This is a genomic window from Streptomyces sp. CA-106110 (assembly GCF_050936285.1).
In the GTDB taxonomy this organism is placed as follows: Bacteria; Actinomycetota; Actinomycetes; order Streptomycetales; family Streptomycetaceae; genus Streptomyces.
In genome coordinates this window covers 296,698-313,961 of sequence record NZ_JBNJNB010000001.1, presented here as the reverse complement: position 1 = coordinate 313,961, position 17,264 = coordinate 296,698, and the positions used below count along the sequence as shown (strand labels likewise).

General features: G+C 69.8%; 11 protein-coding genes and 1 pseudogene. 6 read left to right on the top strand and 6 right to left on the bottom strand.

Annotated features, from left to right (window positions below; translation table 11 throughout):
• Window positions 1–16 precede the first annotated feature (16 nt).
• Window positions 17–1,915 (top strand): zinc ribbon domain-containing protein, encoded by a 1,899-nt coding sequence (locus ACQEXA_RS01610; protein WP_433128265.1) that lies wholly within the window; start codon window positions 17–19, stop codon window positions 1,913–1,915.
• Here the strand turns inward: ACQEXA_RS01610 and ACQEXA_RS01605 are convergent.
• The 6 genes and pseudogenes from ACQEXA_RS01605 to ACQEXA_RS01580 form a co-directional block, all read right to left on the bottom strand.
• A complete protein-coding gene (locus ACQEXA_RS01605) occupies window positions 1,912–3,225 on the bottom strand; it encodes a CoA transferase (protein ID WP_433128263.1) in 1,314 nt (437 codons plus the stop codon). The genes ACQEXA_RS01610 and ACQEXA_RS01605 overlap by 4 nt on opposite strands.
• A gap of 198 nt (window positions 3,226–3,423) precedes the next feature.
• A complete protein-coding gene (locus tag ACQEXA_RS01600) occupies window positions 3,424–4,038 on the bottom strand; it encodes a TetR/AcrR family transcriptional regulator (protein WP_433128261.1) in 615 nt (204 codons plus the stop codon).
• 178 nt (window positions 4,039–4,216) lie between these two features.
• On the bottom strand, window positions 4,217–6,595 hold the full coding sequence (locus ACQEXA_RS01595; RefSeq protein WP_433128259.1) for an acetyl-CoA acetyltransferase: 2,379 nt from the start codon (window positions 6,593–6,595) through the stop codon (window positions 4,217–4,219).
• A gap of 87 nt (window positions 6,596–6,682) precedes the next feature.
• Window positions 6,683–7,789, bottom strand: coding sequence for an MBL fold metallo-hydrolase (locus tag ACQEXA_RS01590; protein WP_433128257.1), 1,107 nt, complete (start codon window positions 7,787–7,789; stop codon window positions 6,683–6,685).
• Window positions 7,790–7,831: 42 nt separating this feature from the next.
• Window positions 7,832–8,135 (bottom strand): annotated as a pseudogene (locus ACQEXA_RS01585) (electron transfer flavoprotein subunit alpha/FixB family protein); the annotation flags it as partial.
• Between the two features lie 390 nt (window positions 8,136–8,525).
• Entirely contained in the window at window positions 8,526–9,041 is a 516-nt protein-coding gene (locus ACQEXA_RS01580) for a hypothetical protein (RefSeq protein WP_433128255.1), read from the bottom strand.
• Window positions 9,042–9,843: 802 nt separating this feature from the next.
• On the opposite strand from ACQEXA_RS01580, the gene ACQEXA_RS01575 reads away from it, so the two are divergent.
• From ACQEXA_RS01575 to ACQEXA_RS01555, 5 genes are all read left to right on the top strand, one after another.
• Window positions 9,844–10,458, top strand: coding sequence for an IS607 family transposase (locus ACQEXA_RS01575; protein WP_433128253.1), 615 nt, complete (start codon window positions 9,844–9,846; stop codon window positions 10,456–10,458).
• Entirely contained in the window at window positions 10,455–12,431 is a 1,977-nt protein-coding gene (locus ACQEXA_RS01570) for a zinc ribbon domain-containing protein (RefSeq protein ID WP_433128251.1), read from the top strand. The genes ACQEXA_RS01575 and ACQEXA_RS01570 overlap by 4 nt, the downstream gene beginning before the upstream one ends.
• A 344-nt stretch (window positions 12,432–12,775) precedes the next feature.
• Window positions 12,776–13,447, top strand: coding sequence for a TetR/AcrR family transcriptional regulator (locus tag ACQEXA_RS01565; protein ID WP_433128249.1), 672 nt, complete (start codon window positions 12,776–12,778; stop codon window positions 13,445–13,447).
• Between the two features lie 614 nt (window positions 13,448–14,061).
• Window positions 14,062–15,912 (top strand): BTAD domain-containing putative transcriptional regulator, encoded by a 1,851-nt coding sequence (locus ACQEXA_RS01560; protein ID WP_433128247.1) that lies wholly within the window; start codon window positions 14,062–14,064, stop codon window positions 15,910–15,912.
• A gap of 550 nt (window positions 15,913–16,462) precedes the next feature.
• Window positions 16,463–17,236, top strand: coding sequence for an SDR family NAD(P)-dependent oxidoreductase (locus tag ACQEXA_RS01555; protein WP_433128245.1), 774 nt, complete (start codon window positions 16,463–16,465; stop codon window positions 17,234–17,236).
• Window positions 17,237–17,264: the final 28 nt, after the last annotated feature.

The following is a 17,264-nucleotide window of genomic DNA, read 5'->3' as shown; positions in this document are numbered from 1 at the left end:
CCTTGTGCGCACAGGCGTGGATGAGAAGACCGGCGAACGCCTGTCGCTGTCCGCTTTAAGGTTACGCGTCGGCTGGTGCGCCAACCTCGTGTCCAACATGTCCGCCGACCTGCTGGCCGAACACTGGAATACCGGCGATGTTGATGTACTGGCTGCCGGCGTCGACGAGGGCGGCCGGGCACTGCCGTCGAACGCGTGGATGGCGCTGCGCCGTCTGGGCTGGAGTGCCGCCCCGCCCCAGGGCGTGAAGGTCAACGACCGGATCGTGCGCATGGCCCAGGAGCAGGCCGGGCGGGCGCTTCGCTCGGCGAAGTGGCGCGCCGATGTGGATTTGGGGATGCTGGCGACGTGGCCGGCCGATCCGGGCAAGCGCACTGCCCGCGAGTGGGACGCCGTACGTGAAGCGGTCCCTGGTGGAAAGTATCTGCCGTCCAGCATCATCAAGGCCCGCACCCGGCAGGCCGCCACGTATCTCAAGGCCAACGGCCGTCTGCCCGTGAGCGTGTTCGAACTCGAAGGCACCCCGAAGGCGGCGCGCCTGCTGCTGCTCGCCGCGTGCGATGGGCAGCAGGCCACGATCGAACGCTCCGAAACCGACACCCGGCAGGCGCTGCTACGGCTTCAGCTGCCCACCCGCCCCGACCCGCAGGCATACCGGGACTGGACGTGGGTGGCCTGCCCCATCGCGCTGCCGCCGACAGTCCCCGCATCGGCGGTGCTCCACCTTCCCACCCTCCGCTGCGCGGGTGACACCGTGCGCGCGGACCTGGCCTACACCCACGCCGTCCCCAAGGCCCACCGCACTGGTCATGCGGTGGCGCTCGGCGTGGACTGGGGCCTCAACACGCTCCTCAGCACGGGCGCCGTGCAATTGAGCGGCGAGCGGCGGACCACTGCGCTCGGTGCCGGCGCCCAATTCCGGGCCGCCGGTGTGCTCGCCAAGCAGCACCGCCTGCGCCGCCTCTCGGAGCGACTGCACACCAAGGCCGACCAGTACATGCGGCTGATCGCAGGCCACGACGACCACCAGCTTGCCCCCACGCTCGACGTGCTCCGCAGCGAGATCCAGCACGTGTCCAACCGCAGGTCGAGCCTCAACGACGCGCTTGCGTGGGCTGCTGCCAGGTGGGCCGTCGACCAGGCCATCGCGGCCGGGGCCACGGTGATCTATGTCGAGGATCTGCGGTCGATGGAAGCCGGGGGCATGGGCCGCACCCTGAACACCCGCCTGTCCCAGCAGGTCCGCGGACAGATCGCCGACCGCATGCGGCACCTCGCCACCGAACAGGGCATCACCGTCGTCACGGTTCCGGCCCGCAACACCTCCAAACTGTGCCCGCACTGCCTGACCCCGCTGCGGCACCGCAAAGCCCCCGCCCGGCCCACCATCGCGGGATGGAAATGGGCCATCTGCCCCCACCAGGACTGCCGTTGGCAGGGCGACCGCGACCACGGTGCCTGGCGCCGTATCGCAGCCCGCGGCCTGGCCCACCAGGCCAAGACCGCTTGCGACCGCACCAGCGGCCACATGGTGATCCGGACGGTCCTCGACAACCTGGAAGCGAACGCCGTCCTCACACCGACTGCCAAGACCAGTCGGAAGGACCGGACCAAGACCGGCTCTACCCGGCCACGTTCCACACGCCCCGCGCCCAGGCGACGCAGGGCACCCTCCCCAGCACGGCCTCGCGGTCGTGTTGGCCAGCGTCCGGAGGGACACGCTCACACGGACCGGACCCGGCTGCCCCGCGCAGCCCACCGACACCAGGGCGTGAACACGATCAGCACACCCACCACCGGTCACCAGCCACGAGGGGCAGCACTCGGCGCGGGATTCCACCTCCACGCCCACGCCTCCCCACCACGGTGGGAAACGATCCCGGAAACTCAATCCAACTCAGGATCGCATAGCTAATCAGAGACGCTTTCCACCTTCAAGACCTCGGCGCCCAGGTCCGCGAAGAGCCGGCCCGCCTCGGCGCCCGCGACGATGATCCCCAGGTCCAGTACCCGCAGCCCGTCGAAGGGCCGGCGCCCGGTGGTGGCGGACGGCTCCGAGCGAGGCCGCCGCTCCTCGATGCCGGCGAGGACCTCGGCCGTGTCACGGCCGATCGCCGGGGCCGGCGTGTGGTGGCCCATACGCGCCCCGTCCACCTCCACGAAGCCGTCCACCACATCGGTCTCGCGGCCGTGGGCGATGGTGGTACGCGTGAAGGCGCGTCGGGCTGCGAAGTGCTCGTTGCTCGCGACCTCCTGAGGGGACAGCACGGCTACGGCGGCGACACCGTAGTCCTGTGCCTCCCGCACGATCTGGTCGCGGGCCTTCGGCCTCAGCAGCTCGCCGATGGCCGGGTAGAGGACGTGACTCTCCTTGAACCGGACGGCCAGGTTGTCGAAGCGCTCGTCGGCGAACCGCTCGGGGCAGCCCATCCAGGCGAACATCCCCTGCCACTGCCTCGGGCTGAGAACGGTCAGCCGGACCGCACCGTCGGCGCAGGCGAAGAAGGGGTACTTGTGGCTGTCGTCGATCCTGCCGCGCGGCCCGTCGGCCGCCGGGACCCCGCCGGTGGCCGAACCGGCCATGCCCCAGCCCGGGTCGAAGACCTGCACCACGCATTCGAAGACCGAGATGTCCACGGCGTCACCGACGCCGGTCTCCAGCCGGTTCCAGTAGGCGAGCAGGGCCGCCCACGCCGCCGAGACGCTCGCGGTCTGCAGTGCGATGTCCAGCGGCGGGAGCAGCGGTTCACGGCCCGGATCGCCGGAGCGGGAGAGGACACCGCCCATCGCCAGGTGCGTCCACTCCGTTGCGGACCAGTCGCGATAGGGGCCGGTCAGGCCGTAGTCGGTCAGGGAGAGGGCGACCAGCGCGGGGTTGTGTCCGAGCAGCGCCGCCGGTTCGATGCCGAGGGCAGCCTGTGCGGCGGGGGACAGGCTGGTGAAGCAGATGCCGGCGTGCGGCAAAAGGCGCTCGAGGAACACGGTGCGGTCTGCGGCCTCGGAGAGATCCAGCGCCACGGACCGCTTGTTGGCGTTGAAGACCTCGTGATACAGGCTGACCCCGTCGACGACGGGGCCCTGGGCCCGGCTCGTGTCGGTGCCGGCGGATTCGACGCGTATGACGTCGGCGCCGAGGTCGGCGAACAGGCGTGTGCCCAGTTCGCCCTTTCCGTTCGTCAGGTCAAGGACCCTGACCCCGGCCAGGGGGAGTGCGTTGTCGGCCACGTTGCCTTCTCCACAGCATTGTGCCGGGGCGGGTGCAGGCGCCCGGCTGCCCTGTTACCGGCACACCGTGGCACCAAGATCATGGCCCCGTACATCGCTGATTCCGCGCCCTACACATGTCGCAGAAGGACATGTGACCGGGTACGGATCTGCCTGCGGGAAGGAAAAGGGCGAAGGCTCCTTTCGGCCGGCCGGGCCTCAGGCGGGCCGTGCCCTCACGAGCACCGAAGCGAGGACGAAGTCGACGAACCGCTCGGCGTAGTCACCCGCGGCCTCGACGAGGCCGGCGCGGAGCTCGGGAGGTGTGGTGAGGGCGTGGTTCATCGCACCGCCGCACAGCGCGTCGAGCAGGAAGGTCACCGAGGTGTCCTCGGGCAGCTCGCCCCGGCGGATCCCGCGCCGGACGATCGCCCGCGCGGCGAGGATCTGGGCCTGGGCGAGCTCGTCGTACCGCTCGGCCAGCCGGGGAATGGTGCGGGCCTCCATGGTCAGGCGCAGTACGGCCCTGCCGTGTTCGCCCGCGTACTGCTGCAGCAACTGCCGGACCAAGGCGACGAGATCCCCGCGGACGGTGCCGGAGTCGACGTCGGTGACGCCGGCGACCCGCAGGGTCAGGGCCTGCGCCAGGAGCTCCTCCTTGCTGTCCCAGCGCAGGTAGACGGAGGCCTTGCCGACGCCGGCGCGGCGCGCCACCGCCTCGATGCTGAAGGACTTCCAGCCGTTCTCGCCGAACAGCTCGACGGCGGCGTTGGCGACGCGCCGGTCCACGTCGTTGTCACGTGGGCGTCCGGCGGAGGGTCTGGGCTGCGTCATGGACCCATGATCCTCCACATGCCCGCAGGAAAACCATTACTGAACGCCATCGGTCGGATTCAGGATCGGTGGCGTACGGCTCCATGGGTCGGCGCGCTGCCACCGACCCTGGGCGGACGGTGGCCGGTGGCAGCGGCGGCCTGCAGAGGGGAGCCGAGGCGCGCAGATCTCTGCCAGATCAGCGGTTCTTCCACTCGGGGCGGCGCTTTTGGGCGAAGGCCGTCATGCCCTCGATGGCATCCTGGCTGACCATCAGACTCTCCAGTGCCGACGAGGGGTGCTCGACGGCGTCCGCGGTGTCCGCGATGCCTTCGGTCTCCGCCATCACCTGGAGCGAGACACGGACCGAGGTGGGGGAGCCCTCCTGGATCTCCGCGGCGAGCGCACGGGCCCCTGCCAGGGCCGTGCCGGCCGGGACGACCCGGTTGACCAGACCCAGTCCGAGGGCTTCGTCGGCGGTGACCTGGCGGCCGGTGAGGATCATCTCGGTAGCGATCTTCCGCGGAACGGCACGCGGCAGGCGCACCAGGCCGCCGGCGCCGGCCGCCAGACCCACCTTGACCTCGCTGAGCGCGAAGCGAGCGGTCTCGTCGGCGACGGTCAGGTGGCAGGCCAGAGCGATCTCACAACCGCCACCCATGGCGAAGCCGTTGACCGCGGCGATGACCGGCTTGGTCATGTTCCGGCGCGACGTCAGGCCCGCGAAGCCGTTCTTGGGCACCCACATCGGCTTTCCGGAGGCGGAGTACTTCAGGTCGTTGCCCGCGCTGAAGGACTTGTCACCGGCGCCGGTGAGGATGGCCACCCACAGTTCCGGGTCGGCGAAGTAGGCGTCGAAGACCTCGTCGAGTTCCTCGTTGGCCATCGGGTGCAGGCTGTTGCGCGCCTCCGGCCGGTTGATGGTGACCTCAAGCAGGTGGCCGTCGCGGCGGACGGTGACGTACTCGTAGTCGTCACGCAGGACCGGCTCGCGGCGGGCGAGGATGGTGTCCATCCGCTCCTGGCTCGTGGTCACACGGTTTCCGAAGCCGAAGGAGCGGACGAAGACACGCCTGCCGATGGGCTTGCCATCGGACAGCAGGCCCAGCATCTCCTCGTCGCCCTGGTGGACGAGGGCGATGAAGCGGCGGTCGTCCGCCTCCAACCGGCCGATGACCACGCCGGTACGGACCCCGCCGCGGTCGTACTTAACGGTGTACGTCTCGACGCTGGCCCACCCGTCGGCGCGGCGGGCCTCCTCGGGTGCCTCCCAGGCGTCGATCTGCGCCTGCAGCGCGGCGGAGTTGTCGGCGCGCCATGCGGTGGGTGTGGTGGAGTAGACGCCGACCGAGTACTTGCTCAGTGAGCCGCCGTTGGCCCCGACGAGGCCGTACGAGCCAGGCGCGGTACGGGCATGCTGCACGGTCTCGGCGATGGCGTGCATGGAGTAGTTGTTCCCCGCCCCGCCGAAGAACGGCAGGCCGCCGGTGAGCGTGAGGCCCCGCGGATCGTCGGCCGCGAGATCGAGACCGTCGGCGACGTTGGACACGGCGATGGGGAAGCAGCTGTAGAGGTCGATGGTCGCGAGCTGGCCGGCGGTGATCCCGGCCGCCTCCAGGGCGTACTCGGCGGCCATCACGGCGGCGGGGCTGCGACTGAGGTCGGAACGCTCCATCAGGTCCCGCTCGCGCAGATCGGCGTAGCCGTGCAGGAACACCCACCGCTCCTCGGGCACACCCAGTCGGCGGGCGGTTCTCACGGACATGACCAGGACGGCCGCACCCTGGTTGACCTTGTCCCGCGCGACGACGTACCGCGGATACGGGTCGGCGATCATACGGTTCGTCTCGGTCACGGTGACCAGCTCCTCAGCGGAGCGACGCACCGGGGCCGACGCGTGCGGGTTCTTCGCCGCGACGTCGGTGAACGGCGCGAACAGCGCGCCCATCCCGGCCGCGTACTCCTCACGCGACTGACCGAGCCGTGCCCGGCGGGCGTTCTCGAAGAGGGCGTACTGGCCGAGGGCGTCGGTCAGCCCGTGTGACGCCTGATGCATCGACATCAGGCCCTCGAGCCCCCAGCCCCGGTCCTCGAGCTGCCCGCCCACCTGCTCGGTGAAGTCGGGCCGGTCCTCGGCCTTGGCGAGGGCCCGGGTGGTGGAGATGGCCTCGGACCCGAAGACGAGCGCCGCCCGGGCGTCACCGCGGACGATGGTCGCGGCCATCTCGTTGAGCAGGTGCTGGGGCGACTGGCCGCCGACGACTTCCAGGACGGCACGGCCGGGGTCGGCGCCGACGCGCTGGTCGACGGAGCGGGGGTAGTTGTCGGACCTGCCCAGGAGAGCGGGGGCGCCGGGCGTGGAGATCTCGAACTGCCGGACGCCGGCGACCGTGTCGATCGCGGAGGCCACGGTCGCGGTGTCGACAGCGGTGTCGGCGAGTGCGTCGAGCGCCGCCGCGGCGGCCAGCTCCACGGCCGACATCCGCCGGTAGCCGGCATCGTCGAGCCGCTCGGAGGACTGACCGACGCCGACCACCACGGGAGTGTTCGGGGCGAGGCCGGAGAGGTCGGGGATCATGGTGGCGCCTTTCATTACTGCAGGAGCAGGGGTCGGCGCCGCGGGACAAGGGATGGTGGGTCTTTCGGGAGCGGTGGACGCCGGACGTCAACCGGCCGGCGTATGGCTGAGGCGCACCGGGCGCTCACCCTCGCCGGAGCGGACGAGACGCCTTTGGGCGATGAGGTGCTCCGCGTGGGCCTCGGTCTCGGCCAGGGCGGCGATGCGCATCGGCCCGACCTGCTCCCAGGGACGGGACCAGGACAGGTGGGCGGTCACCTCCCAGAGGGTGGGCCGGCCGAGCGCGTCCACCACCGCCAGGAGCTCGTCAAGCCGCCCTGCGTGGTGGTCGCGCAGCTGCCGCGTGCGGGTCGCGAGGCCCCGGAACCGGTACTCGTGCGCCGGCAGAGCCTCATGGTCGTCCCAGTCCGCCAGACGTTCGAGGGACGAGAGGAAGTCGGCGAGCGGCGCCTGCCCCGGTCGACGACCGTGCAGACCGATGTTGGGAGTGATGCGGGGCAGAACGTGGTCGCCGGTGAGGACGACGCGCGCGGCGGGCTCGGCCAGGCAGAGGTGACCCGGGGTGTGGCCGGGTGTCCACAGGGCGACGAGCTCCCGTCCCTCGAGCGGAACCCGGTCCTTGTCGTCGAGCAGCAGGTCGGGCTCCGCCATGCGGAAGGCGTCAGAGGGGTTCTCCTCGTCCGGAGGGCCGAGCAGCTCCCGTACGTCGTTTTCGGAAGCTCCGGCGTTGAGCAGCCAGGTGCGGGCCGAGTGCCTGGAAGGCCGCTCCTGCGCGGGCTGCCGGTGCGGGAGGCTGTCGCGTTCCGCAGGGTGCATGGCCACCCAGGCGTCGCAGGCCGCCTTGAGCCGGGTCGTCATGCCGTGGTGATCGAAGTGGACGTGGGTGGCGACGATGCCGGTCACATCGGCGGGCGTGGCTCCGGCTTCGGCCAGGCCCCGGCACAAAGCTTCCCAGCCTTCCGTGCTGTCCCAGCCCGGATCGACGACGACCAGTCCCGCGTCCCCGGGCACCAGGTAACTGAGCGTGTAGCGCAGCGGATTAACTGGTATCGGCACTGGCACCGACCAGATGTCGCCGGCCAAGTGCTCGACCGGCGGGAGGACGCGCGCCCCCCATGCCGCCTTCTGCAGACTGCCGGTCACGACGACGGGCGTGGCGGCGTCGAGCGTGGCGCGCTCACCGGGTGCGTGCAATGTTCGTGCCTCTCGCGTTGTTTCGGCCGGGTTCGCCTGGACTCAGCCCTTGCGGGCCCTGATCTCCTCGGTCAAATGCGGGACGACCTCGAAGAGGTCACCCACCACGCCGTAGTCGACCAGGTCGAAGATCGGCGCCTCGGAGTCCTTGTTGATCGCGACGATCGTCTTCGAGGTCTGCATACCGGCGCGGTGCTGGATCGCACCGGAGATACCGGAGGCGATGTACAGCTGCGGGGACACGCTCTTACCGGTCTGGCCGACCTGGTTGGTGTGCGGGTACCAGCCCGCGTCCACCGCGGCACGCGAGGCGCCGACGGCCGCGCCGGGAGTCGGCGAGCGCCTCGTGGCCCGCGGGACCATCAGGAAGGCAACGTCGACCTCGTCGCCGATCTGTGTGCAGGAAGCGGCGGTGGGACGGCCGTGTACCTCGACGCCACGCCGGTTGACCAGGTGAGTGCGGTCACCGAACCCGACGCCGACCGGATTCGGAAGGCGCTCGCGGAGAACGACGACTTGTCGCTCGCCCCTACGAGGGCGACGCTGCACGGACGGAACAGCGTCCGCAGGCGCTCCGGCGTGGGCGTGGAAGATGAAGTCATCGTCGGCTCCAGAAATACGCGTCGGAAGAGGCGGTTCGCGCGGGCGCTGACCGGAGATGCGGGGGCGCGCCGCCCGCCGCCGGGAACTGTACGTGTGGGTCATTAATGAACGGAAACCGTCCGCAACGGCGACTCTAATCGGACGAAGGCCGTTCAGCAATAGAGGTCAGGTCGGGCCAGGGGAGGGGATCTGCGCTCAGGGGGAGGGATGTGCGGCCCGGGCCGGGTACGTCGGGCGTCGTCCTCGGAGGATGGGGGCTCGGTCCGCGCAGCCGGGTCGTGGGGCACCGGCAGCGCGCGCCCCGCAGCACCAGATCCACGAGACAGAGGGTGAACCGCTCGCCGCGCGCGTCGCTCTCGCGGTCCGGGCCGCTCGGAGTGGCCAGGGCGTGGGCGATCACCCCACCGGTCACGGCCCAGCGGAAGTTCGCACCGTTCGAACGCCCGGTGCACCATGGTCCGGGCGGCGCGCACCGCGAGGAGCTGACCGCGGTCCATGCCTCGGCCAGGAGGCCGCGGTGGACCCGGACCGCGACGGAGGAGCGGAGGGAGGCGAGCCCAGCCGACCTCAGCACGTGAAACGCGAGCAGCTCGCGGGCGACGGTCAGCGGGTCGTCGTGGATGTCCCCGGTGTCGATCGGTTCGACCACGAGGGCGTGGGTGCCGAGAGCCGGATCCTCGGCGGCGGCCTGATCAGGGAACTCTTGGCGCTCGGCCTCGCGGTTCGGGGTACGGCCGCGAGCGGCTTGACGTTGGCAGGGACGACCATGCCGTCCGGAGCCGCCGCCGAGGCTCACCGGTTGGATGAGCGAAACGTAGTGAACCTGTCGCAGAGTGCTACGCGCACGCCCGGCGCCCAGGCGACGTCGGGCACCCTCCTCGGTCAGGTCTTGCGGCCCGGTCGACCAGCGTCCGGAGGGACGTGCCACGCGGGCTGGCGGCTCCTGTCGTTCAGTACCAGGGCACGAAGGCGATTGGCTCCCAAGGCTGAGCAACGCTCAGGCTCGCTAAGCCAGTCAGAGACGCTCAGCTCCTCGATGCTCCGGCGAGCGTGCTGGTGGTACGGCATACAGTGGCGGAAGCTGAAGTGCTCGTGCGGCACCGCGGTGGCCGTGCGAGCGCGGCGGCTCACTGGTGATCGCCACTCGGGAGCGAACAAGCCCCACGGGGGCTCCCTATGGTGTCTGGGCCCACCGTCGAGCATCAGGAGGGCAAGCATCCTGACGGTCGCGCGTCTCCCCGAGGCGTAGGCGAGCCGATTTCCGGCCGCAGCGAGTGGACTGACGACTGACTTGCCTCGTCGTGTCTGGTCGTTGCTGCCGACAGCAGCGTTCTCGACGGAGCACAAGCCGCTCCGTCCGCGGGCGAGCACATGCGACGCCTTCACATGAGTGCGGCCTCCCGAGGCTCACCGGTTTGATTAGGAATCCTCAGTGATCGTAGAGTGATCGCGTGGAACTTCTTCAACTCTCAAAGGCCGTGAAGCGTCTGGGTGTTCACCCCGTGACGCTTCGTCTTTGGGCTGACTCGGGGAAGATTCCGGTGACTTGGGTCGGCCGTGAGCGCCGATTCTCCTCGATCGACGTGGAGGCGATGAAGGTCTCCACCGGTGGTGGGCGTGTCCGCTTGGAGGGCCTGTACGTGCGCGTCTCCGGCTCTTCCGGGCAGGAATCTTCCCTGGAGACGCAGGAGAAGGAGCTGCGTGCCACGTCCACCGGCGAGATCGTCAAGGTCTTCCGCGACCGGGCCTCGGGCCTGCGGGAGGACCGTCCTGGCCTTAACCGGCTGCTGCGGGCCGTCGCCGACGGTTCGGTGACGGTGGTGCGTGTCACGCACGAGGACCGGCTCGCACGGTTCGGGGTCGGCTGGCTCAAGTACCTGCTCGCCGTTCATGGCGCCGCTCTGGAAGTGCTGCACCCGAAGAAGCTCGGCGGGCGGGATGAACTCCTGGAAGACTTCGTTTCGCTGGTCACCACGTTCGCCGGACGGCTGTATGGGATGCGGTCGGCTGAGAACCGGCGCCGACTGCTGGCCGAGTCCGGACAGTGCCAGGACGGTGCCCGGTGAGCCGGAAGGTGCCGCTCGCCGACGGCGAGACCTCTCGCACCGCCTGCGCCCGTGGGCTCCTGCGCACGGGCGTCGATGAGAAGACCGGCGAACTCCTGACCGGCGCGATGCTTGCGCAGCGTGTGGGCTGGTGCGTGGATCTCGTATCCGGCATGACCGGCGTACTGCTGGCCGAGCACGGGAACACCGCTGATGTGGACGTGCTGGCCTCCGGAGAGGACGCTGGGGGCTGCAAGCTGCCGTCGAACGCCTGGATGGCGCTGCGCCGCCTCGGCTGGGTCGTCGCGTCACCCGAGGGCGTCAAGGTCAACGACCGGATCGTGCGCATGGCCCAAGAGACAGCAGGGCGCACTCTGCGGTCGGCGAAGTGGCGTGCCGACCTGACCGTCGGCGTGCTCAAGACGTGGCCCGCCGATCCGGCCAGGCGCACGCCGCAGGAGTGGGACGCTGTCCGGGAGGCCGTGCCTGGAGGCCGGTTCCTGCCGTCCAGCGTGATCAAGTCCCGCACCCGGCAGGTGGCTGCTTTCCTCCGCAAGCACAGGCGGCCTCCGGCTGATGTGTTCGAACTGGAGCCGTCGCCCCGCATCGCACGCATGCTGCTGCTGTCGGCCTGTGACGGGCAGCAAGCGTCGATCGAACGCGCCGACGAACCCGGGCGCGCCCTGCTGCGGTTGCAGCTGCCCACCCGCCCCGACCCTGCCTCCTACAAGGACTGGACGTGGGTGGCCTGCCCGATCACGCTTGCGCCCACCGTCCCGGCCGGTGCGGTGCTGCACCTGCCTACCCTGCGTATTCACCAGGGCAAGGTGCGCGCCGACCTCGCCTACACCCACGCCGTCCCCAAAACCCGCAGGAGCGGCCACACGGTCGCGCTGGGCGTGGACTGGGGCCTGAACACCCTCCTCAGCGGGGGCGCGGCACGCCTCCACGACGACGGCCGTATCACTGGCCTCGGGTCTGGTGCCCAGTTCCGCGCCGCCGGGGTGCTGGCCAAGCAGCACCGGCTCAGGCGGCTGTCCCAGTACCTGCACGCCAAGGCGGACCGCTACCAGAGGCTCATCGCCGAGAACGAGCAGCATCCGCTGATCGCCAAACGCACCGTTCTCACCGACGAGATCCGGCACGTCTGCGTCCGGCGCTCGAACCTCAACGACGCTCTGGCCTGGGCTGCCGCCCGCTGGGCCGTTGACCAGGCGATCGCCGCCGGGGCGACCGTGATCTACCTGGAAGATCTGCGGTCCATGGAAGCCAAGGGCATGGGCCGCACGATGAACACGCGCCTGTCCCAGCAGGTACGCGGGCAGATCGTGGACCGCATGCGGCACCTGGCGGCCGAGGTCGGTATCGCCGTCGTCACCGTCCCGGCGCAAAACACCTCCAAGCACTGCCCGCAGTGCCTCACCCCGCTGCGGCACCGCAAAGCCCCCGACCGGCCCACCGCCACCGGCTGGACGTGGGCCATCTGCCCGGACCGCTCTGGTTGCGGGTGGCAGGGCGACCGCGACCAAGGGGCATGGCGGCGAATCGCCGCACGCGGCCTCACCCACCAGGCCAAGACCGTCACGGACCGTACCAGCGGCGCCGTGCGCATCCGCTGCGTGGTTGAAAAGGCGGAGTCGAAGGCAGTCGTCACTGCGGCTCCGAAGACCAGCCGGAACGACCGGTCCAAGACCGGCCCGACCCGGCACCATTCCACACGCCTCGCGCCCAGGCGACGCAGAGCACCCTCCCCCGGCGGCCCCACAGGACCGGCGGACAAGCGTCCGGAGGGACACGCACCAACGGGCCGGAACCGTCTGCCCCGCGCAGCCCACCGGCACCAGGACGTGACAACGATCAGCACACCCACCACCGGCCGACACCGGCCACGCGGAGCAGCACTGGGCGCGGGCTTCCATCTCCACGCCCACGCCTCCCCGCCACGGTGGGAAACGATCCCGGAAACTCAATCCGATTCAGGATCGCTTAGCTGATCAGAGACGCTTACCAGAGCTCTTGCAGAAGGCTCTGGCGTTCGCGCCGGGGATGAATCCATCTCGGGACTGCTCTGACCTGCACTCTAGCCTCGATGTTTCGTGGTGGTCCGTCGATTTATCCAGCGGGCCGTTTCGGCTGCTCGGTCGGGTGGCCGGCAGGGTCGCGGCTCGGCTGTCGGGTCGAGTGGGCGCCGGGTTCCAGCTCTCCGGTCGCGGGCTCGTCGGGGCGGCGAGGCCCGGGCGATGGCTCCGGGTCGGGCCGAGCGCCGGAGGCGGGGCAGAAAAGGACCTTGAGGTCCATTCTGAATCCTGCTAGCGTTCACACCGGTAATCTGGTCAATGTGGCGGAACAGGCGAGCGACAAAAACGGCTCCCGGCTGACTGAGCGTGGGCGGGCGACTCAAGGGCGTATTTTGAGAGCCGCCGCCGACATGATGTACGTCAAGGGCGTGTCTTCCACGACCCTCGACGAGGTCAGGGCGGCCAGCGGAACGAGTAAATCCCAGCTCTACCGCCACTACCCCGACAAGGATGCGTTGGTGCGGGACGTTGTGGCGTTGCAGGCTGCAGAATTGCTCGAACGCCAGCACCAGCTACTGCGGCGGCTCAACTCCCTCCGCGGGCTGGAGCGCTGGCGGGACGCAGTGGTCGAACACAACGCGCTCCGAAACGGAGCGTACGGCTGCCCGCTCGGCTCCCTTGCAAGCGAGCTGGCCGATCAGGACGAAGATGCGCGCAAGGCGATCGCCCGGCACTTCGACACCTGGCAAGGGCTGCTCGAGGCCGGGCTCGTGCGGATGAAGGACTCGGGAGTCCTCCGTGCCGATGCGGACGCCGGAGAGCTCGCCACCGGCCTCATGGCCGCCCTTCAAGGCGGCTACCTCCTTGCCCAGACGGTCCGGGACGTCAAACCCATGAGGATCGCCCTCGACATGGCGATCGGCCACATCAAGGCCTATGCCGTGCCCGCCGAGGACGGCAATCCGCCTGAAGGGGGCACGAGAGGGCGCTGAAACCGTCCGGGACGAGGCGGCGCCGAGAAGTCCCGGTGCGGCGCCACAGGCGGTTTCGCCGCGGTCTCCCCTACCGGCTGGACTTCATCGTCCTCCCGGCAGGCGTCCAAGGCGTGACGGCGGGAGGACGTGTTCGTCCGCACGCCCCACTGCCCGCATGCGGCCCCAGTCGTCGCCAACGAAAAGCCGCGGCCCCCTGCGTACCAGGCAGGTCGCCGTCCGTCGAGCTCTCCGGCCGGACGGAACGCGGACAGGGCGCCGGCTCGCCGCTGCATGCCTTCCTCCCCACACCGGAGGTCACCGAGTGGTTCGCCCACCGCCACCAGCCGCGGCTGCGCGAGCACACACCGCCGCCTGCGCTTACCTTCGCGTTGTGCGAGCCTGCACGCCGTGCCATGAAGAGCCGCTCGGCCGCGGTCAGGAGCCGCGGTCCTGGCGCGCCAGCACAGCGCCATGGCAGCCGGGTAGCGCGAGGTGCCAGTGGGCCTGGCCAAATAAAGAGGGACTATTTAGTCCAGAAAACTGGGCCGATCTGCGGTACGTTTGGGGGAAGCGGTCCCCTGCGGACAGCCAAGCAACCAAGCTTCACAAGGATCCCCAAGGCGGTAGGCACCATGTATGCGGGCGTCCGGTTCTCAGTGCTCGGCCCAGTCCGGCTACACAGACAGGGGGTCGAGGCCGGAGCTGGTCAGCCGAGGCAGTGCGCCGTGCTTGCCTCGCTGTTGCTCAGGGCGGGCAGGCCTGTAAGCCTCTCGAAACTGGTGGAGGACGTGTGGGGCGACGAGGCCCCACCGTCGGCCATAGGCTCCGTGCGCACCTACATCTACAGGCTCAGACAGGCACTCGGGGAGCAGAGTGACAGCTCCGTACGCCTGGTCGACGGGGGCTATCTGCTGCACATCCAACCGGACGCTCTGGACCTGAACAGGTTCAAGGAGACGGCGGCAAGGGCGAGGGAGGCGCGCAGCACCGGCGACCTGGCCTCCGCGGCGAGCCTGCTGACCGAGGGCCTCGAGATGTGGAAAGGAGTGGCCCTCGCCGGAGTCCCGGGGCCGTTCGCGGCCCAGCAGCGCAGCGTCATCGGCGAGCTGCGCCTCGCCTGTGCCGAGGAGCAGCTCGCCTGCGAAGTGGAGAGAGGGCGCTACGCCGAGGCCGCCGCGGAACTGTCCGCCCTGCTTGTCGAGCACCCGCTTCGAGAGCGCGTATGCAGCCTCCTCATGACCGCGCTCTATGGTGCTGGGCGCCAGTCCGAGGCCCTGACGATCTACCACACGACCAGTCACCTGCTGCGTCAACGCCTTGGCGTCAACCCGTCGCCGGAACTGCAGCAAGTCCACGAGCGCATCCTCTCCGGGCGATTCCAGCTCCCGCAAAGCGCCGACCGCCCGAAGGGCGCGCCGCAAACACCCCCGCCTCACGCCCCGGCCCAGCTCCCAGCCGCCCTGCCGAGCCTCGTCGGCCGCGAGGGAGAGCAGGAGCAGGTCGAGCGCTTGGTCGCCGATGCGGAGGTGTCGTCCTCTGTGGCCATCTGCACGGTCGGTGGACTGGCCGGCGTCGGCAAGACGGCTTTCGCCATCACCGTCGCCCACCGTCTGGCAGACCGCTTCCCGGACGGTCAGCTCTTTGCAGACCTGCAGGGAGCCGGACCGGAGACCGAGCCACGGGATCCCGCGCACGTGCTCGAGGACTTCTTGCAGTCTTTGGGGGTCCGACCCGAGGACATACCCGAGACCGCGCAGGCACGAGGGCTCATGTTCCGCGGCTTGCTGGCCAAGCGCCGAGTGCTCGTCGTGCTCGACAACGCATGGAACACGGACCAGCTAAAGCATCTCCTCCCCGGAGGCCCCGGCTCCATGGCCCTTGTCACCAGCCGTATGCAGTTGCACGCGCTCGTCGCCGCCTATCAGGCGCTTCCCCTGACACTCATGCCCCTGAGCCAGACGGACGCACGGAGCCTTCTCGCGCGCCGACTCGGCGCTGCAAGGACAGCGGCTGAACCAGAGGCCGTCGACCGCATCATCCGGCTGGCCGGGCGGCTCCCCTTGGCCCTGGCCAACGTCGCCGCCCGCGCGGCCTATCGACCACAGCTGCGCCTGGCGAGCCTGGCCGACGAGTACGAGGCGCCGGAGCTCAGCACCCTGGACGCCTTCGCGAGCGACGAGGACCAGGCGCTCGACGTCCGGGCGTCCATCACCCGCTCGTACCGCCTCCTCGACACGGAGACGGCGGCGCTCTTCCGCGACCTGGGCGCCTGCCCAGACCCCATGTTCGCGGCATCGCAGGTCGCGGACCTGGCCGGACGGCCCGAGTGTCGGGTCCGCCATGTCCTGTCGCGTCTCATTCGAGCGCACCTCGTCTCGGAGATCGGCCCGGGCCGGTACAGCTGGAACCGGCTCGTGGCCGCGTATGCAGCTGAGCAGGCAGGGCAAGGGCTCCTCGACCAGGGCGAACCGGCCCGTTGGTAAGACGAGCAGGGGCCGGCATCCATGTCGTTGTCACAGGCACCCTGCGGAGACGATGCCACGGCGAGCAGCCGAGACCGAGCGGTTCTCGAAGTGGGAGCATGCCCTACCGGGCGGCGTCGTCAGACGAGACATCTCGTATAGAGGGATTGCCCTGCCGACCGTCGAGCTTCTCGCTGGTCACAAAGTCGGTGGACAAAGCCGGCACGCCGCCCGGCGGGCAGCGTGCGTACGACAGCGTCCGGGGCTCAGCGCGGGTGCTGCCTCGATGGCAGCAGACCGTTGTCGGCAACGGTCTGCTGCCATCGAGGCAGCAGAACCGTGCAACGGCTTTCCTGCGGCTTCTCTGCGCGGGCCGTTTGCGCGCAGTAGTGCGCAGAGGACTTGAGGCGGCGGGCAGGACACACCTATGCGTCTTTCTGCTTGGTGGGGGGCTGCGGCGCAGCTGCGATTGGCGCCGTAGAGGCGTTGTAGAGCTGCTGTAGAGCCCGCCGTGGCAGGGTCGAGTGCATAGCAGGCAAGAAGTGTCGGCGCTCAATGAGGAGTAACTCGCATGGCCATGGACTTCGAAGGCAAGAAACTCGTCGTGATCGGCGGCGCCAGCGGCATGGGCTTCAAGGCCGCCGAGGACGTGATCGCGGAGGGCGGCAGTGCGGTGATCGTCGGCCGCGCGGGTCAGAAACTCGACGATGCCGTGGCGAGCCTGGCGCGCTCCGGCAGCGCATGGTCGATCGAGGCCGACCTGGCGGACTGGGACCAGGTCGTCGAGGCGCAGAAGCAGTTGGCGGAGGACCACCCCGACGCCACCCTCCTCGTCAACTCGGCGGGGTTCTTCCTGCCCAAGCGCTTCCTTGACTACGAGGTCGCGGACTACGACGCCTATCACGATCTCAACAGGGCGACCTTCGTTCTGACTCAGACCGTCGTCCGGGGCATGGTCGCCGGCGGTCAGGGCGGCGCCATCGTGAACGTGGGCAGCATGTGGGCGTACCAGGCCCTCGCCGTGACACCGTCCTCGGCCTATTCGATGGCCAAGGCCGGCTTGCACGCTCTCACGCACAACCTGGCCATGGAGCTCGCCGGCGAGGGCATCCGTGTGAACGCCGTGGCTCCCGCTGTCACCAGGACGCCCCTGTTCGGGAAGGTCTTTCCCGCGGATCAGTTGGACGGCGCGATGGAGCAGCTGAGCGGCCTGCACCCGCTCGGCCGGGTCGGCACCCCGCAGGACCTGGCCTCCGCGATCGTCTTCCTCCTCTCGTCGGCCTCGAGCTGGACCACGGGCGCCATCCTCAACGTCGACGGCGGAGTCATGGCAGGCCGCAACTAGACGTACCTCTCACGCCCCGCCCAGGGCC

What these genes read in the sequence shown, in the direction of transcription:
- ACQEXA_RS01600 (WP_433128261.1), bottom strand. Translation starts at nt 4,038, where the DNA reads ATGACGCAGCCCAGACCCTCCGCCGGACGCCCACGTGACAACGACGTG.
- ACQEXA_RS01595 (WP_433128259.1), bottom strand. Translation starts at nt 6,595, where the DNA reads ATGATCCCCGACCTCTCCGGCCTCGCCCCGAACACTCCCGTGGTGGTC.
- ACQEXA_RS01560 (WP_433128247.1), top strand. Translation starts at nt 14,062, where the DNA reads ATGTATGCGGGCGTCCGGTTCTCAGTGCTCGGCCCAGTCCGGCTACAC.
- ACQEXA_RS01555 (WP_433128245.1), top strand. Translation starts at nt 16,463, where the DNA reads ATGGCCATGGACTTCGAAGGCAAGAAACTCGTCGTGATCGGCGGCGCC.